The organism is Dactylosporangium sp. NPDC051541, from assembly GCF_044454505.1.
Taxonomy (GTDB): Bacteria; Actinomycetota; Actinomycetes; order Mycobacteriales; family Micromonosporaceae; genus Dactylosporangium.
The window spans coordinates 117818-143505 of the sequence record NZ_JBITDU010000008.1; the positions used below are offsets into that span (position 1 = coordinate 117818).

Consider the following 25688-nt stretch of genomic DNA (forward strand, 5'->3'; position numbering starts at 1 on the left):
ATCGTCGCGGCGACACCCACGCTGCACGTCGCCGTCCGCCCCCGCCACCTGCCCACCGACGCACTCGAACAGACAGTCGCAGTCGCACACTAGGCGTACGTCGCGCCCGGCCGGATCGTCGCGGCGACACCCACGCTGCACGTCGCCGTCCGCCCCCGCCACCTGCCCACCGACGCACTCGAACAGACAGTCGCAGTCGCACACTAGGCCGACGTTGCAGCGCTCATCAACGACCGTCGCACTCGCTCGCCCAGACCACGTCCGTCGGACAAAGCCGGACGAACGCGCAGCCCGTCGTCGGACAAAGGCGGACGAACGCGCAGCCCGTCAGGCGTAGTCGGCGAACACCTTTTGGGCGGCGCCGTCGACGGTCATCCGGCCGCCGTGGGGCAGGATCCACTGCGGCCGGGTGTGGCCGAACGGGATGCCGACGCACACCACGGCGTCCGGGTTGTAGCTGGTCACGACCTCGACGACCCGGTCGCGCTGCTCCGCTCGCAGCCGGTCGCGCTCAGTTGCGGACGGCCGGCGCGCGAAGTCGGACACCGGCGGGCGCGCGAGGAGTACCGCGGCGACGGCGGCCAGCAGACCCCGCTCCCCCAGCGACCGCATGATCCAGGCGACCTCGCGGGCCGGCAGCAGCTCCTCGGATGTCTCCACGAGCAGTACCCCGCCGTCGAGCGCGTCCGGTCCGAACGGGAACCGCCCCGCGGTGAGCACCCATTGGAGCACCTCAATGCAGCCGCCCCAGGTGCGGCCGGTGACAGATCGTTCGGGTCCGTACCAGTCCCAGGGTGTGGTCGGCTCCCGGGCGCCGTACTCGGTCAGCGCCCGCGGGTCGTCCCACGACACGCCCGTGTCCTCGGACTCGCCCGGGTCGGTGATCTCCAGACGTTCGCCGGTGAGCAGAGCGGCCCGCAGCGAACGGGCGTGCAGGTCGTCCACGGCCGGGCCGGGGCCGAGGTGCACCTGCGTCGAGCCGCCGTAGAAGCTGGCGACGCCATGGGTCCACAACCACTGGTGCACGTTCGTGTTGTCACTGGTACCGACGAATGGCTTGGGATCGGCCAGCGCCAGCCCGGGATCGAGGTGCGGCACCACCGTGATCTGGTCGTCACCGCCAATCACGGCGTGAATCGCCCGGATCCGCGGGTCGGCGAAGGCGGCATTGATGTCCGCGGCCCGATCCTGCGGTGTCGCCCCGGGCCGGCGGGTCGTCGGGTACTCCACCGGCACGAGCCCGGTCACCTCGGTCAGCCGCCGCATCGCCTGCCCGTGCACGGCCGGGAACAGCGCGGGCGCGGCGAACGACGGCGACACGACAGCGATGCGATCGCCGGGCCGCGCCTTCGGCGGATGGATGAGTTCACGCGTCACAAGTGTCGATTCAAGCACGCTGCTACCGTCCAGACATGAACGATTTCGTCGACCGCGAGCTGCCAGGTGCGCGTTTCACGAACGTCAAACTCCCCGACGCGCACCTCACGGACGTCGACCTGCACGGTGCGCAGTTCACGGACGTCAACCTGCGCGACGCGCACTTCACGAACGTCGGCCTGCATGGTGCACGCATGCGCGGTGTCGACTTGAGCGGCGGGCACCTCACGGACGTCGACCTGCACGGTGCGCAGTTCACGAACGTCGGCCTGCGCGACGCGCACTTCACGAACGTCGGGCTGCACGGTGCACGCATGCGCGGTGTCGACCTGAGCGGCGGGCACTTCATCGGTGTCGACCTGTGCCGCACGGTCATCGACGGCGACGTCGAAGGGCTCGTCATCAACGGCGTCGACATCGCACCCCTGGTCGAGGCCGAGCTCGACCGCCGCGACCCGGAGCGGGTCAAGATGCGCCCGACAACGCCGGAGGGCTTCCGCGCGGCCTGGGACCTCGTCGAACTGCGGTGGTCACAAACCGTCGACCGCGCGCGCACCCTGCCGCCGGAAAAGCTGCACGAATCTGTCGACGGCGAGTGGTCGTTCATCGAAACCCTGCGCCACCTGGCGTTCGCGACAGACTGCTGGGTGCGCCGCGCCATCCTCGGCGACCCCGCCCCGTGGCACCCGCTGGACCTGCCCTGGGATCAGATGGAGGACACGCCGGGGGTACCGCGCGATCGCGCCGCCCGCCCCACGCTCGACGAGGCCCTGGCCCTGCGCCACGACCGGATGGCGACCGTGCGGACCCTCGTCGACAGCCTCACCCCCGAGTCCCTGGCCGCGAGGACGACCCCGGTCCACGGCCCCGGCTGGCCCCCGCCGGAGGCGTTCGGTGTCGGCGAGTGCCTGCGGGTGGTGCTCAACGAAGAGTGGTACCACCGGAAATTCGCGGAACGCGACCTGGCCGCGCTGGAAGCCTGACCGCGCATGTGGCTGCGCGTATCGACAGTAACGCTCATCGTCGTGTTGCTGTACGGCGGAGGCGTGCACGTGTACCAGCTCGCCGTGGACGGCTGGCCCCCGTACGCGTGGGCACCGCCGTGGCTCGCCGCGTACTTCACGGCCCTGACCGTCCTCGACCCGCTGGCCGCGATCCTGCTCTGGACCCGCCGCCCGGCGGGCGCGTACCTGGCCGCGGCCGTCCTCGTCACCGACGCCCTCGCCAACGCTTACGCCACATACGTCCTGCTCGAACCGGAACCGTTGGCCCGCATCGGCCAGGCCGTGATCACCGCCCTGGCCGTCGTCGCCATCGCCACCGCCCGGACCGGGCACCGCCGCTCGGCCACCGCCCGGACCGGGCACCGCCGCTCAGCCACCGCTCCGATGTCAAGTGCCGATGCGGATGCCGAGGACACCTGAAGACCTCGTGCTCGCGAAGGAGTGGCAGCCACATCAGGGTAGGTCGAGTGTGATCGGGAGGCGGCGGAGCCAGTGGTCGAGGCCCAGGATCAGCTCCACCGCGCGGCGGGCGGCGGCGTAGGGCGGGGGTGCGATCGGGGCTACCACCAGGTGCCAGGCGCGCTGGCGGTCGAGCAGGGGCAGGGCCGGGCTCGCCGAGTCCTCCAGGACGTGCAGCAGTTGAGAGCGGAGGGCCAGTTCGTACTCGGGGCCGGTTGGTGCCGGGTATGGGCTCTTCACGCGGTTGAGGACGACCGGCGGGATGTCGGTGGCGACCGCCTCGCGGAGGAGGCGTTTCGACTCCGCGGGCCAGGGGATGTTGGTGACGTACTCGACCAGGTGGTGGTCGCAGAACGGTACCCGGGCCTCCACGCCGCAGGCCATGCTCATCCGGTCCATGCGGTCCAGCAGGATCGGCAGGAGGCGGGTCAGGTGGAGGTGGCGCCGCTCGCGGACCCGATCGGCGGGCCCGTCGCCGGTCCGCTCCACTTCGGACAGTGCTTCGCGGTAGGCGTTGTCACGGTACGCCTCCAGGTCCAGGGCCTTGCTGAGCACCGGGTCGAGGACGTCCGTCGGCGGGCCTTCCGGGTCGGCCTGGACTCCGTGCGGCGGGGTGAGCCACGGGAACGCGCCGCCGGGGGCGTCCCACCAGGGGTAGCCGCCGAAGAGTTCGTCGGCGGCCTCGCCGGTCAGGGTCACCGTCGAGTGTTCGCGGACGGCCCGCATCAGCAGGTACAGGGAGGTGTGGAACGCGCCGAGGCCGGTCGGGAACTCCAGCGCCTGCAAGGCCGTCGCGCGGTTGATCGGGTCGGCCAGGTCGGCGGGGGTGATCGTCACCTCCTCGTGGTCGGTGGCCAGAAGCTGGGCGGCGGCCCGCGCCGGGGTGGCGTCGACCGGCTCGGCCAGGGTGACCGTCCGCAGTGGACGTGGGGCCAGGGCGGCTACGGCGGTGGAGTCCAGGCCGCCGGACAGCAGGGCGCAGACGGGGACGTCGGCGCGGGACTGGGTGGTGACGGCGGCGGCCAGCAGGCTGCGGACATTGTGGACGGTGGTGCGGTGGTCGTCCCGGTGTTCGGCGTTCGGCGGGCTCCAGTAGCGCACGGCGTGCAGGCCCGCGCGGTCGACCCGGATGAGTTCGCCGGGGCGGACCTCGCGCAGGTCGCGGTAGGCGGTGCGGCCGGGGGTACGGACCGAGGACAGCAGTTCGCGCAGGCCGTCCAGGTCGACGCGGAGCCTCGCCCGGGGGTGGGCGGCGATGGCCTTCGGTTCGGAGGCGAACAGGACGCCGTCGGGGAGCGGGAGGTAGTACAGCGGCTTCACGCCCATCCGGTCGCGGACGAGGAGCATCGTCTCGCGGGCGGCGTCCCAGAGGGCGAACGCGTACATGCCTTCCAGGCGGGTCACGAAACCCTCGCCCCACCGCAGATACGACCGCAGCACCGCCTCCGTGTCGGTGCCCGTCCGCGCGTCCAGGCCCAGGGTGCGGAAGTTGTACGTCTCGCCGCCGTAGGCCAGGGCGGCCCGGACCTGGCCGGCCCGCATCGCCAGCATCGGCTGGGCGCCGTGGCCCGGGTCGAGCACGGCCAGACGGCGGTGGCCGAGAGCGGCGTGCTCTGAGAGCCACACCCCTTCGCCGTCCGGCCCCCGCAGTGCGAGGGTGGCCGTCATCGCCCGGAGCACGGCGGCGTGGACCCTGAGGTCACCGTCGAAGGCGACCCAGCCCGCGATCCCGCACTACTTCAGGATAAGCCCAGGTCAGGGCCGTACACCCGGGCATTGCTCAGAAGATGTCGACCGAGCGCAGGTCCCGGTGCGCGTGGTGCACCTCGACGATCCCGGCGAGGGCGTCGCGACCCAGTGCCCGATAGGCGCCCGTGAGGAGCTCCGTCGACTCGGGCCGGTACTCGTCGGCGTCGAGCCAGTGCAGCTCCCCGCCCACGACCAGGGCCAGCGCGGGGCGGCCGGCGGCCAGCTCGGACCGCGCCGCCGCGATGACGGGGGCGGCCCTCGCCGGGTCGCGGTAGGTGTCGAGCCGCTCGCCGGACTCGGCCGCCCTCGGGTCACCGGCGTCCTCCGGCAGGACGGGGCCGATGGTGATGGCCACGCGCGGCCGCGGCGCGCCGGCCCACGTGACCGGGCCGTCGGCGGCGAGGGCGGCGGCGTCGGCGTCCGCGTAGGCGTCGAGGGCGGCCTCGAGGGGCTCGAACGGGGGCATGCCCTCGTAGTGCTCCGGCCCGTCGAGCTCCACGTCCCGCTTCGCGTCGGCGAGGCGGATGCGGATCTCGTGCAGCAGCGTCGGGGCGTGGTGGCTCCAGGTCTCGGCGGAGTCGCGGGCGTAGTTGTAGGCGATGAAGCTCGGGAGCTCGGCCGGGTCGTCGTACCAGAGTCCGAAGTGCAGGCCGTCGGTGTCACCGCCCATGACGGTGACGAACTCGGCCGGGTCGCGGCGGAACCGGCAGTGGAGGCGCTCATCGAGGCCGTCGCGGGTGACCCGGTCGAGCCCGCCGTCCTCGAAGTATTCGGTGATGCCCCACGGAGACAGGCCCAGCCGCTCACTCAGGCACCGGGCGGCGTTGTCGGAGAGGCCGGCCCAGAAAGCGGCGTAGACGGCCAGGTGCCGGGGCAGCCTCAGGGAGTACACCCGGCGGAAATGCTCCTCGACGCTCGGGAAGCGCGCCTCCATGGTGGCGAGCGCGGTGGGCGGGTCCAGTCCTTCGGGTGTTGTCCGCATCCGCCTTTGATATCAGGTGGCTTCGGGGCCGCCGCGCAGGGAGCCGACCATGCTGCGCAGGATGCGGAGCGCGGCGATCCGCTCGGGCGCGGTCAGGCCGGCGAGCATGCGCAGCTCGACCTGGCGGACCGCCGCGGACGCCTGCTCGAGGCCGCGGCGGCCGCGGGGCGTGAGGCGGGTGGGCAGGACCTTGCCGACCGGGGCCTCGGCCGGTCTGGTGACGAGGCCCTCCCGCTCCAGGGCCTGCAGCAGCACGTTCATCGACTGGCGGGTCACGAACGCGCCCCGGGCGAGGTCGGAGTTGGACAGGCCGGGGCGCTGGGCCAGCAGTTCGAGGCACGAGTAGCGGGTGACGTTCATGCCGAGCGGCCGCAGGACCTCCTCCATCGCCACGCGCAGCGCGCTCGACGCCTCTTTCAGCAGGTAGCCCAGGGACGTCTCGAGGTCGACGCCGGCATCGTCTTGACTCATGTCAGCATTCTGACATACCTTGGTACGTGTCAGGATACTGACACGCTTACACCCGAGGAGTGCACCATGGCCGTCACCGGACCCGACTTCATCTCGCTGCAGACCCGCGACCTTGACGCCGCACAGGCGTTCTACGAGCGGTACCTCGGCCTGGTTCGCTCGCCGGCCGGGCCGCCGCACGCCGTTGTGTTCGACACGAAGCCGATCGCATTCGCACTGCGGGACCTCGTGCCCGGCACCGACCTGGCATCCGCGCCGCAGCCCGGCGTCGGCGCGGCGATCTGGCTCCACGCCACCGATGTGCAGGCCATTCACGACTCGCTCGCGGCCGACGGGCACACCATTGTCTCCGCGCCGATCGACGGGCCGTTCGGGCGGACCTTCACCTTCGCCGACCTCGACGGGTATCAGATCACGCTCCACGACCGCGCTTGATTCTTAGTCTGCGCACAGATAGTCTTCGCGCATCCTAATTGCTCGGGAGGGCGAATGTGGGCTTATCAGCACAGCGTGGAGACAACGGCGGCGCCTGAGGTGCTCTGGCGGCACTGGTCGGCGGTCGCGCAGTGGCCGGAGTGGAACGCGGGGGTCGCGCGGATCTCGATCGACGGGCCGTTCGAGGCCGGGACGTCGTTCACCATGACGCCGCCCGGGGAGGAGCCGCTGCGGATGCGGCTGACGGAGGTCGTGCCGGGGAAACTGTTCACCGACGAGCTGGACGCCGGGGAGTTCGTCGTCCGCACGGTGCACTCGCTGGAGCCGGGCGCGGCCGGCACCACCCGGGTGGTCTACCGGACCGAGATCAGCGGGCCGGCCGCAGACGCAGTCGGGCCGCAGGTCGGGCCGGCGATCACCGCGGACTTCCCCGATGTCCTGGCCGCCCTGGTCCGGCTGGCCGAGAGCTGAGCCTCGTGGCCCTGGATCCGAACGACAGTCCCGGGTTTCTGCTCTGGCATGTCACGCTGCGCTGGCAGCGTGACATCGCTGCGGCGCTGGCCCCGCTGGACCTCACGCACGTGCAGTTCGTGTTGCTGGCGACCACGTGGTGGCTCAACTCCCAGGGGTCGTCGCCCAACCAGCTCAGCGTGGCCCGGCAGGCCGGGACCGATGTGAAGATGACGTCCCAGGTGTTGCGCAAGCTGGAGGCCAAGGCGTTGGTCCGGCGGGAGGTCGATCCGGCGGACACGCGGGCCAATCTGCTGCGGGTGACCGACCGGGGGGCGGAGGTCGCCGCGCGGGCGGTGGCGGCCGTGGAGGCCACGGACGCCGCGTTCTTCCAGTCCGTCCGCGACCCCGCCGCGCTGCTGGAGACGCTGCGCGCGCTCAGCCGTTCGGGGCGGCGGTCAGCAGACGTCGACTGAGCCGCGCCGCGAGCAAGCCGGCGCCCACCAGTGCGAGCGACCCGCCGCTCACCGCGGCGCCCGGCGAAAGCGTCGAGCCGGTAGCCTTCCCCCATGACGTCGCCGCCGCCCGGGACGGACCTGACGCTCGCCCGCATCGGGGAGGCCGTGGCGCTGCATCACGGGCAGGGGCAGCGCGCGGCGGCGCGGGCGATGTTCGCGGAGATCTGGGCCGACATCGGCGGCGAGCGGGGCGACCCGCTACACGTCTGCGTGCTCGCGCACTCGATGGCCGACGTGCAGGACGACGTGCGCGACGAGCTGGAGTGGGACCGCCGCGCCCTGGCCGTGGTCGGGCGGATCACCGACGAGCGGGTGGCACGGGCGGGCGTGCCGTTGTCGGTCGCCGGCCTGTATCCGTCGCTGCACCTCAACCTGGCCGATTGCCACCGCCGGCTCGGCGACCGGACGACCGCCCGCGAGCACCTGGAGCTGGCCCGCGGCGGGCTCGAGGCACTCGCCGACGACGACTACGGGCAGCTGATCAAGGACGGCTTCAAGCAGGTCGCCGCGCAGCTGGAAGCCGAATGAACACGGCGCGGCGCGAGGGATCATGGGCCGGGGGAAGCGGCCAATGCACCTGACCGGCTCGGCGCGGGGGCCGGTCCGGTCGGGTGGTCATGCGGTGTGGGCGGTCACTAATTCCCGGACTTGCCCTTCACGTCGGCGGCGCGGTCGATGGCCTCCTGGCTCACGTGCAGGCCGGCTCCGAGCTCGAGGATCTGGTCACGGGTGAGCGGGACATCGACCTGGATGGTGGCGAAGACCGTCGGCGCGACCTTGATGAGCAGCTGCCAGGTCGGGCCGATCGGGTGCATGATGGCCTGGTGCCCGCCGACGGTCACGGTGTCGCCGCTCAGGTCGCCGTGGTAGGACTGCAGCTCGAGGTAGACGGCGATCTTGCCTTCCAGGTTCAGCGGGTCGTAGATCGGGTCCTTGGACGGGTCCACGCCCGGGCTCGGGTGCTTGACCCGGTCGGGGGCGATGGTCAGGCCGCCGTAGTCGTCGGCCTGGATGAAGTAGCCCGCGGGCACCTTGTCGATCGTGAAGAACTTGGGCTGAGGGCCGTGATATGCGACCAGGGTGAGGCCGCCGGCCGACGACTCCGCGACGGCCTGGCCGCGGTCCGCGTTCGTGACCGGAGCCGTGGTGCCCCCGCCGAATGCCAGCGCGGCGGCGAGCGCGGCCACGCCGACAGCCGAGCCGGTCGCCAGGACGGTGGTGCGGCGGCGGCGCACGGCGCGGCGGCCGCGGTCGAGGTCGGCCGCGATGCGCTCGGCCGGCACCGGCTCGATCGGCCCGCCGAAGCGGTCGAGCCGCGAGTGCAGATCCATTGTCACTTGACTCCTTCTGGGATTGACTGCAACCTTGCGCGGAGCTTGCTGAGGGCTCGCGCGGTCTGGCTCTTGACGGTTCCTGCCGAGACGCCCAATGCCTCGGCGGTCTGCGCGACGTCCAGCTCGTGGACATACCGGAAGACGACCGCCGCCCGCATCCGGGGCGGCAGCTCCCGCAGCGCGGCGGCCAGCTCCGGGTCGTCGGCCCCGGCGACGGCCGGCCCGGCGCGGTCCGGGAGGTCCGGAACACTGCGTTCGAACCGCCGCCAGACCCGCCGGCGCTCGTCGGTCAGCGCGTTGACGAGCACCCGCCGCACGTATCCGTCCGGGTTGTCCGCCCGCCGGAACGCCGACCATGAGACATACAGCTTGGTCAGAGCCGTCTGCACGAGATCTTCGGCCAGATGCCCATCGCCCGCGGTCAGCAGCCGCGCCGTGTGCAGCAACGCACCGCGCCGCCGCGCCACGAACTCGTGGAACTGCTGATCACGGCCGCTGTCGTCCGGCCTTCCAATGAGTCTCACGTCCACCTTGACCGGCTCCATACAGCCTCAGGTTGCACCGGGCCGTCGCCAATCGGACAGCGCGCGGCCGCGCACCGTGTGCCACCCTCGCACGCATGAAACCCGTCGTGCGGGACGTGCTCAGTGTGGTGCTCGGGCTGGCCGGAGCGGCCGCCATGTGGGTCGGGATGAACTGGCTGCTCAACACCGGCAACTGCGCGTCGGGCGGGCCGTACATCAGCACGCGTTCGTGCCCGCCGGGGACGATCACGTTCTCGTTGGTGCTCGGCGGCGGGACGCTGCTGTGGCTGGCCGGGATCGCCGCCAGCCGCAAGGGGCTCAACGCGCGGGGCACCGGGCAGCTGGTGTGGCTCATCGGGTTCGTCGGGCTCGGCCTGGCGGTGATCCTCAAGGCCGCGCTGCAGGACTCGATGCCGTCCGAGTCGCGGCTCGGCGCGTTCATCATGGGCGGCGTCTTCATCCCCGTCGGCATCGGCTTCGTCGTCCAGCGCAAGTCGGAGACGACAGCGGCGCCGGAAGACCCCAGATCGCCCCGCAAGCGGCTGCGGCGGCTGCGCGACAACGGGGTGCTGGACGCGGAGGAGTTCGCGCGGCTGCGCAGCGTCATCGGCGAGGAGGGCGCGGCGGACCGGCTCGACGTGCTGGAGCGGGCGGTCGCCGACTACGCGTCGGGGCTGCTCAGCACGCCCGAATACGAGGATCGCAAGCGCTCCGCAACTTTCACGGGCTGACCTGGGCGAAGGCCGCGGCCGGGGCGGCTTCCTGGCCGACGGCTGAGGATCTTGCCAGTGTCGATGCATGGTCAAACGCCTGTTCGCCATCGGTACCGCCCTGGCCGCCCTCGTCGCCGCGATGTTCCTGGCCGTCGGCACCGCGAGTGCCGAGTCCAACGGCGGCGTGAAGGTGATGCCGCTCGGCGACTCGCTCACCGAGGGCCTCAGCGTCGCCGGTGGCTACCGGATCGACCTGTGGAGCAAGCTGGTCGCCGGCGGATACAAGGTGGACTTCGTCGGGTCGATGTCCAACGGCCCGTCGACCCTCGGCGACCACGACCACGAGGGCCATTCGGGCTGGACCATCGCGCAGATCGACGCCCAGGTCGGCAGCTGGCTGCCCACGTACAACCCGCGCACGATCCTGCTGCACATCGGCACCAACGACATCTACGGCAGCGACCCGGCGGGCGCACCGGCCCGGCTGGCGACGCTGCTGGACCACATCACCGCGCTGGTGCCCGACGCGGACGTGTTCGTGGCCCAGATCATCCCCGTGCAGTGCTGCGACGCGACCGTGCGCACCTACAACGCGGCCATTCCCGGGATCGTGCAGACCCGGGTCAACGCCGGCAAGCACCTGCACCTCGTCAACATGTACAGCGCGCTGACCACCGCCGACCTGCTCGACGGCATCCACCCCGGGACCGTCGGGTACGGCAAGATGGCGACGGTCTGGTACGACGCCCTGCGGTCCGTGCCCGGCAGCCTCGGCAGTACCCCCGGATCGCCTTCTGCTTCTGCTTCCGCCTCTGCTTCGGCGTCGGCCGGCCCGTCGAGGTCGCCGTCCACCCCGCCCCCGGCCGGGGCCTGCAAGGTGGCCTACACCGTCAACGCCTGGAACACCGGCCTGACGACCAACGTCACCATCACCAACACGTCGGCCGCCGCGGTCAACGGCTGGGCGCTGAACTTCACGCTCCCGTCCGGGCAGAGCATCACCGCCGCCTGGAACGCAACCTACTCCCCCGCGAGCGGCGCGGTCACCGCCCGCAACGTCGGCTACAACGCGGCCATCCCGGCCGGCGGCTCGACGAGCTTCGGCTTCCAGGCCACGCACACCGGCAACAGCGCCGCCCCGGCCGCGTTCACGCTCAACGGCACGGCCTGCGGCACCGCCTGAGCGCGCGTACGGCGGGAACCGCCCCGGCGGTTGCGGTCTGTGGCATGTTCCATCCAACGAATCCGGCCTGCGGGGGCCCCGCGAATCCACCGGTGACACAGCCAGTCACCGATTGGAAAGGGGCCCCTCCCATGACGCTGCGCCGCTCGCTGGCCGCGTTCGCCGCCTGTGTAGCCGCCGGGATCTTCGTCGCGCCACTGCCCGCGCACGCCGCCGGCGCGAGCAAGGTGTCGGTCGTGCACGGCATCCCGGGTCAGCCCGTCGACGTCTACGTCAACGGCAAGAAGACCCTGGACAACTTCCAGCCGTCCAAGGTCGCCGGGCCGCTGGAGCTGCCGGCCGGCAAGTACGACATCGTGATCGTCAAGCCCGGTGACCCGGTCACCAGCCCGATCATCAAGGTCGACCAGGCCGCCGTGCCCGCCGACGCCAACATCAGCCTCGTCGCGCACCTCACCGCCGACGGTAAGCCGACGCTCACGCCGTTTGTCAACGACGTGTCGACGCTCGCCCCGGGCAAGGCCCGCCTGGTCGTGCGCCACACGGCGGCCGCACCCGCGGTCGACGTGCGCGCCGGTGGCCAGCCGGTGTTCAAGAACCTCAGCAACCCCAACGAGGCCAAGGCCGACCTCGCGGCCGGCTCCGTGAGCGCCGACGTCGTCCTCGCCGGCACGACGACGGTCGCGATCCCAGCGGCGAACCTCGACCTCAAGGAGGGCACGTCGACCATCGTCTACGCGGTGGGCTCGGCCGAGGGCAAGACACTCGGCGTTGTCGCACAGACGATTTCCGGCCTCCATGGTACTCCCGGCAGCGTCAACTCCGGCAGTGGCGGGACGGCCGACCAGGGCCCGGGCGCGCTGGTCTACGTCCTCGGCGGGGCCGGTCTGATCCTGCTCCTGGGGGGCGTGCTCGCCCTGCGCCGGGTCCGGACCCGGGCCTGATGCAAGGCCGGAGGCTCGGCGGCTGGTGCGCTGTGATGGTCGGTGGCGTCGTCGCGCTCGGCGCGGCCGTCACCGCCTGCGGCGACCGGCCGCCACCCCCGGTCGGCGCACCGGCCGCCGAAGCGCTCGCCTCGGCGTCCCCGGCCACGCCGGCCCCGGCGGACTCTCGGTCGCCGGTGGAGAGCCCGCCGGTGCCCCCGGCCAAGCTGCGCATCGACCGGCTCGGCCTCACCGCGCGGGTCGACCCGGTCGGTGTGGAGGCGGACACCGGCGACTTCGCGGTCCCGCCGAGCGTCGACGTCGTCGGCTGGTACAAGTACGGCCCCGCCCTCAACGCCACGACCGGCTCGATCGTCATCGCCGGCCACGTCGACAGCGCGAAGCAGGGCGGCGGCGCGTTCTTCCGGCTGCGCGAGCTCGGCCCCGGCGACGCGGTCGCGGTCACCGGCGCGGACGGCACGGTGCGCCGCTTCACGGTCGTGGCCCGCGAGATCTACCCGAAGCCACAGCTGCCCATGGACCGGCTGTTCGCCCGCGACGGCGCCGCCCGGCTCACGCTCATCACCTGCGGCGGTCCCTTCGACCGCGGCAGCGGCCACTACCGCGACAACGTCGTCATCACCGCCGAGCCGGGCCCGAACGGCTGACCCGCCACCCGGCTTCCGCATACCGGGCCAACCGGCCGCCGGGGCGTGGTGTGCTCGGGGGGGAGGCGCCGACCGAGCGGCGCCCGGCACACGGGGGTGGCCAGCATGGAACGCAACATCCGACGCACCGGCACGGCGATCGGCGCGGCGACGATCGCCGCGGCCGCGCTGATCGCACCGGCGGCACCCGCGGCGGCGGGCGCCGCATCCGACGCCCGGCGCGCCGCCCCGGCCACCCAGATCGTCCTGGAGCGCTCGGGCGGCTTCGCCGGCGAGCACACCGCGTTCGTCGTGGACGAGACGACGGTTGGCGGCCGGCCGGCGCTGCGCCTGGCCGGCACGCGCCGGTTCCAGCGCCTGCACGCCGCGTATCAGCCGAAGCACACCTGCTGCGACCGCTTCGCCTATCGGGTCACGGTCACGTTCCCGGGTGACCGCCACCAGACCGTCGCCACCATGCAGGGGGCCAAGGCCCCGCAGATCCTGTGGGACGTGATCGCGCAGTCCGAGCGCTACGGCGTCCGCCCGTTCGCACCCAGGTAGAGCTCGTCGAGCCGGGACCGGACCCGGCCCGCCTCCGGCACGTCGAGCCGCTCGTAGAGCTCCAGCGCGCGGGCGTAGTGCGACCGGGCCTCGTCCGGCCGCCGCCATTCGCGGCACGCGTCGCCCAGGCAGGCCTGCGCCCGGGCCTCCTCGTAGGGGTCGTCGACCGCGGCCGCCACCGCCGACGCGGCCGCGTGGCGGGCGGCGGACTCGGCGGGCCGACCGGCTCGCCGGGCGAGCTCGCCGAGGCTGTTGAGCACGACCGGCTCGGTGCGGCGGTCCCCGATCTCCCGGGCGATCGCCAGGGCCCGGAGCAGGGCGGCTTCGGCCTCGTCGAGCTCGTCCAGGCCGGTGTGCGCGATGGCGAGGCCGTCCAGCGCCATGGCCTGCCCGGCCCGGTCGCCGAGCGGCGCGAACAGGGCCAGCGCCCGCCGGTGGAGCTCGGCCGCGGGGCGGTGCCGGCCCCGGGCCTGCTCGACGCAGCCCAGGTTGTGCAGCGTGTATGCCTCACCGCTGTGATCGCCGTGGCGCCGGTACAGCGTCACCGCGGCCTCGAAGCACGCCTGCGCCGACGTCAGCCGGCTCTGGTTCAGCGCGACCAGCCCGACCAGGCTGTGGGCCTTCGCCTCGCCGATCTCGTCGCCGGCCACGCCGGCGATGGCGAGCGCCGGGCCGGCGTGATCCAGCGCGCGGTCGTATCGGCCGGACATCCATTCGATCATGCCGAGGCTGTATCGGGCCCGGGCCTCGCCGGAGGGCTCCGCCGCCCGGCGGAACAGCGACAGCGCCCGCTCGGCCAGCTCGGCCGCGGCCTGCCGGCTGCCGAGCTGCACATGCGCGTCGATGAGGCCGAGGAGGGCGTGGCCTTCCCCGGGCCCGTCACCGGCCGCGCGGGCCGCCCGGCGGGCGTGCTCGTGCACGACCAGGCCGTCGCTGTAGAGACCGCCGGCCAGGTAGCGGAACAGCGTGGCCGACATCCGCGCGCTGTGACCGGCCCGGCCGTGCCGGGCCGCGTGCTCGGTCATCACGACGAGCGTGGCGCGCTCGTCGTCCAGCCAGCGGCGCGCCGAGGACGGCCGGTCGAGCCGCGGAAGCTCCGGGGGCCGGGGCGGCGGTGGCGGCCGTCGGTGCCGCTCGGCCGGGAACAGGCCGTCCATCGCCGCGGCGGCGGCCGCGAGGTAGTAGTCCAGCAGCCGCTCCCGCGCCGCGTCCACGGCGTCGGTGCCGGTGTCGGCGGCGGCCAGCGCGCCCGCGTAGGCGCGGAGCAGGTCGTGCATGCCGTAGTGGTCGTGCTCGCCGGCCCTGATGAGGTTGGCCCGCGCCAGCAGCCGCAGGGCGGCCCGGGTCGGTTGCAGGCCGGCGCCGGTGAGCGCGGCGGCGGCGTAGGCGTCGAAGCCCGGCCCGGGGTGCAGGCCGAGGAGCCGGAAGGTGCGAACCGCCGCCGCCGGCAGCCGCCGCAGTGACCACGAGAACACGGTGGTGACGTCGGCGTGGGCGTAGCCGCCGGCGTCGAGCAGCTCCAGCCGGTCGCGGTGTTCGGCGAGCTCGCGCACCAGGTCGGCCAGGGACCGGGCGGGCCGGGCGGAGGCGAGCTCGGCCGCGATCCGCAGCGCCAGCGGCAACCGGGCGCACTGCTGGATCAGCGTCGCCGCGGCCGCCGGCTCCGCGTCGACCCGGCCGCCGATCAACCGGCGCAGCAGCAGCGCCGCGTCGGCCTCCGGCAGCAGGTCGAGGTCCATCCGGTGGGCGCCGTGGACCGCGACCAGCCCGGCCACGCTGTCGCGGCTGGTGATCAGCACGGCGCCGGGTCCGGTGCCGGGCAGCAGGGGCCGGATCTGCTCCGCCGACACCGCGTTGTCGAGCACGATCAGCACCCGCCGGTCGGACGCCGCGAACCGGTATCGGTCGACCCGCTCGGCCGGGTCGATCGGGATGTCCCGCTCGCCGACCCCGAGCGACAGCAGCAGCCGGGTCAGCGCCTCGGCCGGCTCCATCGGCCGGTCGGCGTCGTGGCCACGCAGATCGAGGTAGAGCTGCCCGTCCGGGAACCGGTCCCGGGCCCGGTGGGCCCAGTGCACGACCAGGCCGGTCTTGCCGACTCCGGCGGTGCCGGTGACCGCCACGATCACCGGCGGCGACCCGGCATCGGTGGCCGGCTCGGCCAGCAGGCGCTCGAGCTCGGCCAGCTCATCGGCCCGGCCGGTGAACGCCCGCACGTCGGCCGGGAGCTGGCGCGGCACCGGCCGCGGGGCCGCGGTGAACGAGTCCGGCCCGGCGTATGCGGCCTGAGTGAAACGCTCGCGTTCCGCACCGTGCAGGCCGAGCGCCGCCACCAGCAGCGCCACCGACGACATCCGGGGCGTCCGGATCTGACCCGCTTCCAGCCGGCGGAGGCTGCGCTCGCTCAGGCCGGCCTTCTCCGCGAGGCTCTCCTGCGTCAGGCCCAGCCGGAGCCGATGCGCGACGATCATCCGACCGAACATGTCCGCCCCCCGCAGAACATCGTCGTCCTCGAATATACCGCGCAGCGGCCAGGAAATGTCCGGTCGATGGCCTGTCCTCCCGGGCGCCGGTTCACGAGAGTGTCCCTGACGGTCGCGGCAGAGTCGACGGGGGTGCCGGGGATGACATGTCGAGCGCGGGGGCTGATCTCACGAGCGGCCGTCCTCATCGTGGTGGCGGGGCTGGCGATCCACGTGTGGGAGGGTGGGGGGACGGCCGCGGCGGTGGCCACGGTTGCGTGCGGCGACAGCGAGCGGGACGCTCGCAGGGCCGCAACCATGGCCGCCGCCTGCGGCCGGAGTGTGGAAGACCTGTCCGGCCGGTCGCCGACCGCGCGGACCCTCGCCCGCCCCGACGGCAATCGGGAGCTGGTCGAATACGCGCAGCCGCAGTGGGTCCGGCGGGCGGACGGCTCGTGGGACTCGATCGACACGTCGCTGCGCCACGAGGGCGCGGCCGTGAAGCCGGTGGCGACGACCGTCCCGACCGAGTTCTCGGGAGGTGGCGACGCCGCGCTCGCCCGGCTGACCAGCGGTGCCGGGATGCTGGCCATGACCTGGACGCAGCCGCTGCCGAAGCCGGTGCTCTCGGGCGACACCGCCACCTATCCGGAGGTGCTGCCCGGCGTCGACCTGCGGCTGACCGCCACGCCGACCGGGTTCGAGCAGGTGTTCGTCGTCAAGACGCGGCGGGCGGCGGACAATCCCGCGCTGGCCGCGGTCCGGTTCGGGCTGTCCACGGCGGGCCTGTCGGTGTCGGCCGTCAAGGGCGGCGGGCTGGAGGCCCGCGACGCCTCCGGCGCGCCGGTCTTCACCTCCCCGCCGGCGCTGATGTGGGACTCCACCGGCGAAGCCGCGACGGGGCCCGGCGGTCTGGCCCGGTCCGCGGTCATGGGCGAGCACCTCGACGCCGGCGGTGTGACGGTCGTGCCGGACCGGGCGTTCCTGACCGACCCCAGGACCAGGTATCCGGTGTTCCTGGACCCGTCCTGGGCCGGCGGCGTGTCGGGCAACGTCTGGAAGGTCGTGGCCGACCGCTCGGACCTGGTCAACAGCTCGACGTTCGTCATGAACAACGGCGCGGCCAAAGGCGACGCCGGGTCCGGCCGGACGTGCGACGAATTCAGCGGCAACACCTGCCTCAGTCCCCAGTACCGGGTGCGCTCGTTCGTCCGGATGGACATCAACGGCGCCCGCGGCAAGCACGTGCTCGCCGCCACGTTCAACATCACGCAGAAGTGGGCCTGGACCTGTGCCCCGGCGTCGCCGGCGAAGCTGTGGGTGACGAGCGCCATCTCGTCCGCGACGACCTGGAACACGCAGCCGAACTTCCGGGACGACCTCGTCGCCACCGCCAACGCGTCCTTCCGGGCCGGGGGCGGCGCCGGCTGCGGGGACACGGGGACCGTGTCCTTCAACGCCAAGACGATGGTCGACACGGCGTACGCGAGCGGCTGGGGCGACCTCACCCTGGGCCTGCGCGCGATGGACGAGGGCGCCACCGCGCAGTGGAAACGCTTCGACCACAACTCCGCCGCACTGTCCATCGTGTACAACACCGTGCCGAACCTGCCCGATACGCAGAGCACGCACGGCCAGGCCTGCGCGACCGGCTCGGGCCGGCCCGTGGTCGCGGTGACCACCCCGGTGCTGTCGGCCCGGGTGAGCGACCCGGACGGCGCGACCGGCGGCGACATCGGCAGTGTGCTGCGCGGAGAGTTCGAGTGGGAGCGGTTCGACGCGGCCACGAGCACCTGGACGGCGGCCGGGTCGGCCACCGGCACGCCCCAGTCCGGCGGGGTCACGTCGCCGTCCCCGGCGCCCGCGTTCAGCACCGGCTCGGTGTACCGGTGGCGGGTGCGGGCCGGCGACTCCTGGTCCTACGGCGGGACCTCCGGCAAGGACACCTCCGGCTGGACCGGGTGGTGCGAGCTCGAGGTGGACGCGGTCGCGCCGAGCGCGCCGCAGGCGGCCGCCGACCCGGCCAACCAGCCGTTCGCGGCGGGCCGGACGGTCCGGCTGACCCTCGCCGCCGGCGGCAGCCCGGCCGACACCGACCTCACCGGCTTCCAGTGGTGGGTCGTGGACGGCGCCGGCACCCACGCCCCGTCGTTCGCGGCCGGGACCTCGGCGACGATCGCCTGGACGCCGATCGCCGGGCAGGGCACCATCCACGTCAAGGCCAAGGACCGCATCCAGCTCAGCGCCGCGGAGACGACGTACGCCTTCAACGCGGCCCAGGCCGCCACCGAGGTGGCCCGGTGGCCGCTCACCGACCCGGCCGGGTCGACCGGCGCGGCCGACGTCACCGGGCACGGCCACAACGCGTTCGCGAATCTCCAGGGCGACTCGCGGTTCGGCGCCCCCGGCCGGACCGTGAACGGTGACTCCGCGCTGTACATGAACGGCGCCACCGACACCGACCTGCGCCTCGACGGGCCGGTACTCGACACGAGCCGCAACTTCACGGTCGCGGCCTGGGTCAAGCTCGACGACAACTCCGAGACCCGGGAGATCCTGACCATCGCCGGGACCAACTTCGGCGCCGTGTACGTGCAGTACGACCGGCCGTACGACCGGTGGGTGGTGGGCTCGCCGTCCGCGGACGTGCCCAACCCGCAGTGGGACGCGGCCCGCTCGCGGACCGTGCCGAAGCTCGGCGTGTGGACGCACGTGACAGCGGTCTACGACGCCGCCGCGCCCAGCCTGAGCATCTACGTGGACGGCACCCTGGAGACCACGCTGACCGGCCGGACCCTGTTCGCCGGGGCCGGCCGGCTGTGGATCGGCCGGAGCCAGGGCGGCGCGCACTGGACCGGCAGCCTGTCCGACATCCGCCTGTGGGACCGGGCGCTCGGGGCCGCGGAGATCGCCGCCGTCGTGGACCCGACCCAGCCGGCGGCGAACCTCAACGTCGCCCGCTGGCTCATGAACGAAGGCAGCGGGGGTACCGCCTTCGACTCCTCCGACTACTTCCACGACCTCAACCTCACCCTGGAACCGGGTGTGACGTGGACGGCCGGCGGTCAGCAGGGCTCGGCGCTGTCCTTCGCCGGCAACGGCGCCGCGCGCAGCATCGACCCCACGACCGGATCACCCGGGCCGGTCCTGCACACCGACCAGTCGATGACGGTGTCGGCCTGGGTGCGCCTTGACACAATGCCGGCCTGGAACTTCACCGCCGTGGGGCAGTCCGGCGAACGAGTCAGCGGTTTCTATCTCGGCGTGCGGCAGTTCGGCCAGGGGTTCAAGTGGTCGTTCTCGCTACCGGACGTCGACAGCGAGAGCTCGGCCGGATGGGTCCATGCCGCCGCGCCGGCCGCGCTGACCGCGGCCGACCTGGGCACCTGGGTGCACCTGGTCGGCGTCTACGACGCCGTCTCCGGCGCCGTGTCGCTCTACGTCAACGGGACCCTGGCCGGCACCACGACCCGGACGGCCGCCGGCTGGAATGCGACCGGCCCGCTGACCGTCGGTGGCGCCCAATGGACCGATGCCGGCGGCAGCACCCCCACCCGCCTGATCAACTTCTGGCATGGGGCGATCGACACGGTCACCGTGTACCAGGGCGCCGTCCCGGCCGCCTCCGTCGCCACCATCCCCTGATCCTCAGTCGCCCGGAGGCAGCGTCGTGTCCACTCTGAAGATCGTTGCGGTGCGGCTGCTGTGCGTCGCGCTCGTGGTGACCCCGGCCGCGGTGGCCCGGCCGGCGGCCGCCGCCCCGCCATCCGCCCTGCTGCCGACGCAGACCGACCGGCCGATCCCGGGCGTCCCCCTCGCGGCGCAGTCCCGGCCCGCCGATCCGGCGGTCGCGGCCGCGGCCCGTACGGCGGCCCGCGCCGCTCCCGTCTGGCCGGCCGCCTCCGCCGCCGACGTCCGGGCCGAGTCGATCGGGCCGGCGGCTCCCGGCCTGCGGCTCACCGTGCTCGACCAGCAGGCGGCCGGCGCCGCGGGCGTGCACGGCACCCTGATCCGGCTGGACCGGGCCGACAGCGCCGCCGCCACGGTGCCCGGCCGGGTGAGCATCGACTACGCCAAGTTCGCGACCGGATACGGCGCCGACTGGACGAACCGGCTGCGGCTGCTGCGACTGCCCGCCTGCGCGCTGACGACACCGGCCGCCAAAGGCTGCACCGACGGTACCGTGCTCACGTCCACCAACGACGTCAAGGCCGGACGGATCTCGGCCGCGGTCGCCGTGCCACAGGGCGGCGCGGTCGTGGCGCTGAGCGCGGGCCCGGCCGGCGGCTCCGGCGACTTCGCGGCCACCTCCCTCGCGCCGGCGTCGACCTGGTCGGCGGGCGCCAACGCCGGCGACTTCTCCTGGAGCTACCCGATCCAGGTCCCGCCGTCCCTGGGCGGGCCCGCGCCGGACATCGCGCTGTCGTACTCCTCGCAGTCGGTCGACGGCCGCAACGCCGCCACCAACAACCAGCCGTCCTGGATCGGTGAGGGCTTCGAGTGGTCACCCGGCGCCATCGAGCGCCGATACAAGCCGTGCTCCGACGACATGGACGGCGTCGGCCACAACAACACGACCAGGACCGGCGACCTGTGCTACGAGACCGACAACGCCACGCTCGCACTGGACGGGCACTCCGGCGAGCTCCTCAAGGACGCCGCCAACCCCGACCGCTGGCATCTGCGCAGGGACGACGGCACGCTGGTGCTGCACAAGACCGGGGCCGGGAACGGAGCCAAGGACGGCGAGTGGTGGCTCGTGGTCACGCCCGACGGCACCCAGTACCACTTCGGCGCCACCCCGGCGGCCAACTCCACACTGACCGTACCGGTCTACGGCAACGACACCGGCGAGCCGTGCCGTCAGGCCACCTTCGCCGCGTCGAGCTGCGTCCAGGCCTACAAGTGGAGCGTCGACCGGGTCGTGGACACCCACGCCAACACCATGTCCTACTCCTACCGCAAGGAGACGAACGCCTACGCCCGCAACAACTCGACCACCGACCTCGCGACGTACGACCGGGCGGGTTACCTCGAGACCATCCGCTACGGCACGCGGGACACCGACACCGGCGCGGCCCCCGTGCAGGTCTCCTTCGCCGTCGCCGACCGGTGCGTGACGGCGAACTGCGGCACCCACGACGGGGTCAACTGGCCCGACACCCCCTGGGACCAGCAGTGCACGGCCGCACCGTGCCTGATCGGCTCACCGACGTTCTGGACCACGAAACGGCTGACGTCGGTCACCACCAGGATCTGGGACCCGGCCGCCGCACCACCCGGCTACCGCGACGTCGACGCCTACACCCTCACCCAGACGTTCCCCGACCCCGGTGACGGCACCCGGGCCGGCCTGTGGCTGGCCAGGATCTCGCACACCGGCCTGGCCGGCGCCGCGACGACCGTGCCCGACACGCAGTTCTCCGGCGTGCAGCTGCGCAACCGCGTCGACACGCTCACCGACGGCAAGCTGCCGATGAACTGGTGGCGGATCGCCCGCATCGACACCGAGAGCGGCGGCGCGATCCGCGTCGCCTACTCCGAACCCGACTGCGTCCCGGGCTCGCGCATGCCCGACGTGTCGGCGCCGCAGAACAACACGCTGCGCTGCTACCCGGTCAAGGTGCTCGACGCCGGATCGACGACACCGCGCGACGACTTCTTCCACAAGTACGTGGTGACCGAGACGCGCGAGGGCGACCTCGTCGGCGGCGCGCCGGACGTGGTGCACGCCTACGAGTACGTGGGCGCGCCGGCCTGGCACTACACCGACGACGACGGGCTGACCAAGGCGCAGTTCAAGACCTGGTCGGTGTGGCGCGGGTACGAGGCGGTCCGGGTCCGCACGGGCGACCCGGCCCGCACGACGCCGACCTACACCGAGACCCGGTACTTCCGCGGCATGCACGGCGACCATCTTCCCGGCGGCAGCCGCACCGTGACGCAGCCGGCGGTGGACGTCAACCGCAACGGCAGCACCGCCGACGCCGGTGTCGACGCGCCGGCCGTGGCCGACGAGGACGCGTACGCCGGCCTGACCCGCATGTCGATCACCTTCAACGGTGTCGGCGGGCCCGAAGTGTCCGCGACCGTGTCCGAGCCGTGGCGGTCCGCCCCGACCGCGAGCCGCACCATCAACCAGAGCACGGTGGAGGCCCGCTTCACCGACATCGAGGCCACGCACACCCGCACGACCCTCGACACCGACGGCGGGCGGCGCGCGGCGGGCACCCGGACCACGTCGAGCCGGTCCTCGTTCGACGGGTTCGGCATGACCGTCGAGGTCGACGACCGTGGCGACGACGCGGCCGGGGGCGACGAGACCTGCACGATCACCACGTACGCCCGCAACACCGACGTCGCGGCCGGCACCTGGCTGACCGCCCCGGTGGCCCGCACCCAGACCTTCGCCACCGGCTGCGCGACCGCGAAGGCCGGCGGCCTGGGCGAGGCCGACGTCATCGGCGACACCCGCACCGCCTACGACGGCCGCCCGTTCGGCGGCCCGCCGACGAAGGGCGACGTCACCGAGGCGCAGGAGCTGCGGACCTACAGTGCCACCGGCCCCACGTACATCACCGTGAGCCGGACCGGATACGACCTGTACGGCCGGGTGACCGACGCCTGGGACGTGGACGGCGACCACATCACGTCCGGCTTCACCCCGGCCACCGGCGGCCCCGTCACGCAGACCACGACCACCAACGCGCTCGGCTGGACCACGACCACGACGCTCGATCCGGCCCGGGGCCGGCCGGTCTCCACCGTGGACGTCAACGGGCGCCGCACCGACGTCGCCTACGACGGGCTCGGCCGCACCTCCGCCGTGTGGCAACCGGGCGCGAGCCGCGCGGCCGGCCAGCCCGCGTCGACGACGTTCACGTACACCGTGCGGACCGGCGGCGCGAACGCGATCACCACCAACACGCTCAACGCCGCCGGCGGGTACGTGACGAGCGTCGTGCTCTACGACGGCCTGCTGCGCCCGCGCCAGACCCAGGTCGCCGACGCCTCCGTCGCCGGGGCCCGGGTGGTCACCGACACCCTGTACGACAGCGCCGGCCGCGCCTGGAAGACCACGAGGGCGTACCCGATGACCGGACCGCCCGGCACCGACGTCTCCGTGCCGCGGCCACCGGACTACTCCGGACCGGAAGAGATTCCGGCCTGGACGGAGAGCGTCTTCGACGGCGCCGGGCGGGAGATCGCCTCCGTCTTCAAGGCGCGCGACGTGGAGCGGTGGCGCACCACGACCGCCTACACCGGCGACCGCACCGACGTGACCACCCCGGCCGGCGGCAGCGCGACCTCGACGATCACCGACGCGCTCGGGCACACCGTGGCGCTGCGGCAGTTCGCCGCGAACACGCCGACCGGCTCGTTCGACACCACCACGTACACGTACAACCGCAAGGACCAATTGACCGGCGTCACCGACCCGCGTGGCACCCGCTGGTCATACGTATACGACCTGCGCGGCCGCCAGACCCAGATCGACGACCCCGACAAGGGCCGCACCACCCGCGGCTACGACGACGCCGGCCGGGTCGTCAGCGAAACCCGGGCCGGCGACACCCTCGCCTACACCTACGACGCGCTCGGCCGCAAGACCAGCCTCCGCAACGGATCGGCCACCGGGTCCAAGCGCGCGGAATGGGTGTACGACACCGTCACCGCCGGCACGGGCCTGCTGAGCAAGTCGATCCGCTACGACGGGTCCGGCAACGCGTACACCTACGAGGTGCTCGGCTACAACCCGGCCAAGCAGCCGACCAGCGTCCGCTACGGCCTGCCGCCCGGCGAGACCGGCTTCGGCGCGACCAGCTTCACCTACGTCTACACCTACAACGCGGACGGCTCCCCGGCGTCGACCCGGACGCCGGCCGCCGCCGATCTCGGCACCGAGAACCTCACGTTCGGCTACAACGCGCTCGGCCGGCCGACCACCCTGTCGACGAACCTCGGCGGCACGCTCGTCACGTCCACCGGCTACACGAACTATGGGGAGACCAACGTCGTCACCCTGCGCAACAACAGCGGGGGCATCGTCCAGATCGGCGACTACTACGAGACCGACACCCGGCGGCTCCACGAGATCAAGACCAGCACCGCCGTGCAACCGGCCACGATCTACGCCGACCTCGTGTACAGCTACTCCGACGCCGGCGACGTCACCCGGCTGGCCGACACCGTGTCCCGCGACACCCAGTGCTTCGGCTACGACGGCCGGCGGCGGCTCACCGAGGCGTGGACGCCGGAGTCGGGCGACTGCGCCGCCGCGCGGACCGTGGACAGCCTGGGCGGACCGGCCCGGTACTGGCAGTCGTGGACGTTCGACGCCGCCGGCGATCGGCTCACCCAGACCGGCCACGCCACGACGAACACGACGGCCACCTACACCTACCCGGCGGCCGCGGGCCCGCGCCCGCACGGGGTCACCTCGATCGCCTACACCGGCGCGACCACCGGCACCGACGCCTACACCTATGACGCGGCCGGCCGCACCGCCGGCCGGCCCGGGCAGACCCTCACCTGGGATGCCGAGGACCACCTGGCCACGCTGGCCGACTCGACCGGTTCGACGGCGTACCTGTACGACGCCGACGGCAACCGCCTCGTGCGCAGAGACCCGGACGGCAAGACCCTGTACCTGCCGGGCCAGGAGATCCGCTTCACCACCGCGACCGGCACGGCCAGGACGACCCGCTCCTACTCCTACGCCGGCGGCGTCATCGCCACCCGCGGCGGGGCCGGGCTGACCTGGCTGTCGGGCGACCACCAGGGCACCGCCTCCCTCGCCGTCGCCGCCACCACACAGGCCGCCTCCGTCCGGCGGTTCACCCCGTACGGGATGCCGCGCGGCACGATCAGCGGAGCCTGGCCGCCGGCGATGGACAAGGGCTTCGTCGGCGGTACCGTCGACAACACCGGACTGACCCACCTCGGCGCCCGCGAGTACGACCCGGCGCTCGGCCGTTTCATCAGCGCCGACCCGGTCTTCGACGCCAAGGATCCGCAGAGCTGGCAGGGCTACGCCTACGCCGGCAACACCCCCGTCACCGCCAGCGACGCGTCCGGTCTCACCGCGTGCCTGCGCATCGAGGACCCCAGCGGCCCGTGCGCCAGCCAGCTCAAGACCGCCGCCGGCCAGCGCCGCCTCGACGAGGTGGTCCGGGCCGAGGCGAAACGGCAGGCGTACTGGACCAAGTTCCACCGCGACCTGAACACGTTCAACCGCCGCACGGGCGAGGACCGCGAGCGGGTCACGAAGCCGGCGCCGAAGCCGATGCCGGTGATCGTGAACAGCCACACCTCGGGCTGCGGCGGGTGGGGCAGCCTCGCCTGCGCCGCCGGCCAGGCACTGCGCGGACCGGCCCGTGGACCGGACCAGGACAAGGACAAGGGCGCCGGCTGCCCATGGTGGACGGGGCTCAGCTGCGCGGCCATGCAGATCGCCGGCCGCGGCACCGTAGCCGGTTGCGGCAATGTCGGAGGGGTGGCCGCGGCCTGGGGCTGGAGCGCCGAGATCTGCGTCGGCATGGACAAGGACGGCATGTTCATCGAGGCGACCAAGGCCGACAAAGGGTCGATCTTCGGCGGACTGTTCGGGGCCGGCCTGGGCTACCAGGTCTCGACCGCCGAAACGGCCGAGGGCCTGAGCGGCCCCTTCTACTTCGCGACCGTCGACGGTGGCGAAGCCGGTGCGACCCTCGCGACGGACGGCAAGGTCATCGCATACTCGGCCGGAGTCGGCGCGAGCGCACCGCTGGGCCTGGCCGTGGGCCGCTCCGAGACCGGCGTCGTGCGGTACGGGTTCTGCGGCGGCTTGATCGGGGTCTGCCTGGGTCCGCCGGGAGAATGACCCGTGTATCAGGAGGGCGGGTCGCGCATCT

General features: G+C 73.0%; 20 protein-coding genes. 13 read left to right on the forward strand and 7 right to left on the reverse strand.

The features are described 5' to 3' along the window. Positions 1-327: 327 nt before the first annotated feature. The gene (locus tag ACIA8L_RS32310; RefSeq protein WP_395910930.1) at positions 328-1320 is read right to left on the reverse strand and encodes an LD-carboxypeptidase; all 993 of its coding nucleotides are present in this window, start codon (positions 1318-1320) and stop codon (positions 328-330) included. A gap of 92 nt (positions 1321-1412) precedes the next feature. On the opposite strand from ACIA8L_RS32310, the gene ACIA8L_RS32315 reads away from it, so the two are divergent. Next, entirely contained in the window at positions 1413-2360 is a 948-nt protein-coding gene (locus tag ACIA8L_RS32315; protein ID WP_395910378.1) for a pentapeptide repeat-containing protein, read from the forward strand. A gap of 6 nt (positions 2361-2366) precedes the next feature. Then, positions 2367-2801, forward strand: a complete 435-nt coding sequence (locus ACIA8L_RS32320) for a hypothetical protein (RefSeq protein WP_395910379.1) — start codon at positions 2367-2369, stop codon at positions 2799-2801. Positions 2802-2834: 33 nt separating this feature from the next. Here the strand turns inward: ACIA8L_RS32320 and asnB are convergent, their stop codons facing one another. From asnB to ACIA8L_RS32335, 3 genes are read right to left on the reverse strand one after another with little or no spacing between them, the layout of a single operon-like run. After that, on the reverse strand, positions 2835-4568 hold the full coding sequence (asnB, locus tag ACIA8L_RS32325; RefSeq protein ID WP_395910931.1) for an asparagine synthase (glutamine-hydrolyzing): 1734 nt from the start codon (positions 4566-4568) through the stop codon (positions 2835-2837). 52 nt (positions 4569-4620) lie between these two features. Beyond that, positions 4621-5571 (reverse strand): ADP-ribosylation family protein, encoded by a 951-nt coding sequence (locus ACIA8L_RS32330; RefSeq protein WP_395910380.1) that lies wholly within the window; start codon positions 5569-5571, stop codon positions 4621-4623. A 12-nt stretch (positions 5572-5583) separates the two neighbouring features. Then, complete coding sequence (locus ACIA8L_RS32335) at positions 5584-6042, reverse strand: MarR family winged helix-turn-helix transcriptional regulator (protein ID WP_395910381.1); 459 nt, start codon at positions 6040-6042, stop codon at positions 5584-5586. Positions 6043-6108: 66 nt separating this feature from the next. Between ACIA8L_RS32335 and ACIA8L_RS32340 the strand changes: the two genes are divergently transcribed. The 4 genes from ACIA8L_RS32340 (at position 6109) to ACIA8L_RS32355 (ending at position 7973) form a co-directional block, all read left to right on the forward strand. Then, positions 6109-6477 carry a VOC family protein gene (locus tag ACIA8L_RS32340; protein WP_395910382.1) on the forward strand — a complete coding sequence of 123 codons (369 nt, stop codon included), beginning with the start codon at positions 6109-6111 and terminating at the stop codon, positions 6475-6477. A gap of 54 nt (positions 6478-6531) precedes the next feature. Then, the gene (locus ACIA8L_RS32345; protein WP_395910383.1) at positions 6532-6948 is read left to right on the forward strand and encodes an SRPBCC family protein; all 417 of its coding nucleotides are present in this window, start codon (positions 6532-6534) and stop codon (positions 6946-6948) included. 5 nt (positions 6949-6953) lie between these two features. Further along, positions 6954-7403, forward strand: coding sequence for a MarR family winged helix-turn-helix transcriptional regulator (locus ACIA8L_RS32350; RefSeq protein WP_395910384.1), 450 nt, complete (start codon positions 6954-6956; stop codon positions 7401-7403). Positions 7404-7496: 93 nt separating this feature from the next. Continuing rightward, positions 7497-7973, forward strand: coding sequence for a hypothetical protein (locus ACIA8L_RS32355; protein WP_395910385.1), 477 nt, complete (start codon positions 7497-7499; stop codon positions 7971-7973). Positions 7974-8080: 107 nt separating this feature from the next. Here ACIA8L_RS32355 and ACIA8L_RS32360 read toward each other — a convergent pair whose 3' ends face one another. Continuing rightward, positions 8081-8776, reverse strand: coding sequence for a hypothetical protein (locus ACIA8L_RS32360; RefSeq protein WP_395910386.1), 696 nt, complete (start codon positions 8774-8776; stop codon positions 8081-8083). 2 nt (positions 8777-8778) lie between these two features. Continuing rightward, a complete protein-coding gene (locus ACIA8L_RS32365) occupies positions 8779-9309 on the reverse strand; it encodes a SigE family RNA polymerase sigma factor (RefSeq protein WP_395910387.1) in 531 nt (176 codons plus the stop codon). Positions 9310-9398: 89 nt separating this feature from the next. Between ACIA8L_RS32365 and ACIA8L_RS32370 the strand changes: the two genes are divergently transcribed. The 5 genes from ACIA8L_RS32370 (at position 9399) to ACIA8L_RS32390 (ending at position 13333) form a co-directional block, all read left to right on the forward strand. Then, complete coding sequence (locus ACIA8L_RS32370; protein WP_395910388.1) at positions 9399-10034, forward strand: SHOCT domain-containing protein; 636 nt, start codon at positions 9399-9401, stop codon at positions 10032-10034. Between the two features lie 67 nt (positions 10035-10101). Then, positions 10102-11199 carry a cellulose binding domain-containing protein gene (locus ACIA8L_RS32375; protein ID WP_395910389.1) on the forward strand — a complete coding sequence of 366 codons (1098 nt, stop codon included), beginning with the start codon at positions 10102-10104 and terminating at the stop codon, positions 11197-11199. Positions 11200-11330: 131 nt separating this feature from the next. Continuing rightward, a complete protein-coding gene (locus tag ACIA8L_RS32380) occupies positions 11331-12143 on the forward strand; it encodes a DUF4397 domain-containing protein (protein ID WP_395910390.1) in 813 nt (270 codons plus the stop codon). Next, positions 12143-12790: a class F sortase gene (locus ACIA8L_RS32385; RefSeq protein ID WP_395910391.1), complete on the forward strand. Its 648-nt coding sequence runs from the start codon at positions 12143-12145 to the stop codon at positions 12788-12790. The genes ACIA8L_RS32380 and ACIA8L_RS32385 overlap by 1 nt, the downstream gene beginning before the upstream one ends. Before the next feature lie 105 nt (positions 12791-12895). Then, complete coding sequence (locus ACIA8L_RS32390; RefSeq protein ID WP_395910392.1) at positions 12896-13333, forward strand: protealysin inhibitor emfourin; 438 nt, start codon at positions 12896-12898, stop codon at positions 13331-13333. Here the strand turns inward: ACIA8L_RS32390 and ACIA8L_RS32395 are convergent. Beyond that, positions 13303-15804 (reverse strand): tetratricopeptide repeat protein, encoded by a 2502-nt coding sequence (locus tag ACIA8L_RS32395; RefSeq protein WP_395910393.1) that lies wholly within the window; start codon positions 15802-15804, stop codon positions 13303-13305. The genes ACIA8L_RS32390 and ACIA8L_RS32395 overlap by 31 nt on opposite strands. Positions 15805-15957: 153 nt before the next feature. Here ACIA8L_RS32395 and ACIA8L_RS32400 point away from each other — a divergent pair, with 153 nt between their 5' ends. Then, on the forward strand, positions 15958-19440 hold the full coding sequence (locus tag ACIA8L_RS32400; protein ID WP_395910394.1) for a LamG-like jellyroll fold domain-containing protein: 3483 nt from the start codon (positions 15958-15960) through the stop codon (positions 19438-19440). Positions 19441-19465: 25 nt separating this feature from the next. Then, entirely contained in the window at positions 19466-25657 is a 6192-nt protein-coding gene (locus tag ACIA8L_RS32405) for an RHS repeat-associated core domain-containing protein (protein WP_395910395.1), read from the forward strand. Positions 25658-25688: the final 31 nt, after the last annotated feature.

Coding starts and splice junctions, on each gene's coding strand:
- ACIA8L_RS32315 (WP_395910378.1), top strand. CDS start 1,413: ATGAACGATTTCGTCGACCGCGAGCTGCCAGGTGCGCGTTTCACGAAC.
- ACIA8L_RS32320 (WP_395910379.1), top strand. CDS start 2,367: ATGTGGCTGCGCGTATCGACAGTAACGCTCATCGTCGTGTTGCTGTAC.
- ACIA8L_RS32330 (WP_395910380.1), bottom strand. CDS start 5,571: ATGCGGACAACACCCGAAGGACTGGACCCGCCCACCGCGCTCGCCACC.
- ACIA8L_RS32335 (WP_395910381.1), bottom strand. CDS start 6,042: ATGAGTCAAGACGATGCCGGCGTCGACCTCGAGACGTCCCTGGGCTAC.
- ACIA8L_RS32340 (WP_395910382.1), top strand. CDS start 6,109: ATGGCCGTCACCGGACCCGACTTCATCTCGCTGCAGACCCGCGACCTT.
- ACIA8L_RS32345 (WP_395910383.1), top strand. CDS start 6,532: ATGTGGGCTTATCAGCACAGCGTGGAGACAACGGCGGCGCCTGAGGTG.
- ACIA8L_RS32355 (WP_395910385.1), top strand. CDS start 7,497: ATGACGTCGCCGCCGCCCGGGACGGACCTGACGCTCGCCCGCATCGGG.
- ACIA8L_RS32360 (WP_395910386.1), bottom strand. CDS start 8,776: ATGGATCTGCACTCGCGGCTCGACCGCTTCGGCGGGCCGATCGAGCCG.
- ACIA8L_RS32370 (WP_395910388.1), top strand. CDS start 9,399: ATGAAACCCGTCGTGCGGGACGTGCTCAGTGTGGTGCTCGGGCTGGCC.
- ACIA8L_RS32375 (WP_395910389.1), top strand. CDS start 10,102: ATGGTCAAACGCCTGTTCGCCATCGGTACCGCCCTGGCCGCCCTCGTC.
- ACIA8L_RS32380 (WP_395910390.1), top strand. CDS start 11,331: ATGACGCTGCGCCGCTCGCTGGCCGCGTTCGCCGCCTGTGTAGCCGCC.
- ACIA8L_RS32385 (WP_395910391.1), top strand. CDS start 12,143: ATGCAAGGCCGGAGGCTCGGCGGCTGGTGCGCTGTGATGGTCGGTGGC.
- ACIA8L_RS32390 (WP_395910392.1), top strand. CDS start 12,896: ATGGAACGCAACATCCGACGCACCGGCACGGCGATCGGCGCGGCGACG.
- ACIA8L_RS32395 (WP_395910393.1), bottom strand. CDS start 15,804: ATGATCGTCGCGCATCGGCTCCGGCTGGGCCTGACGCAGGAGAGCCTC.
- ACIA8L_RS32400 (WP_395910394.1), top strand. CDS start 15,958: ATGACATGTCGAGCGCGGGGGCTGATCTCACGAGCGGCCGTCCTCATC.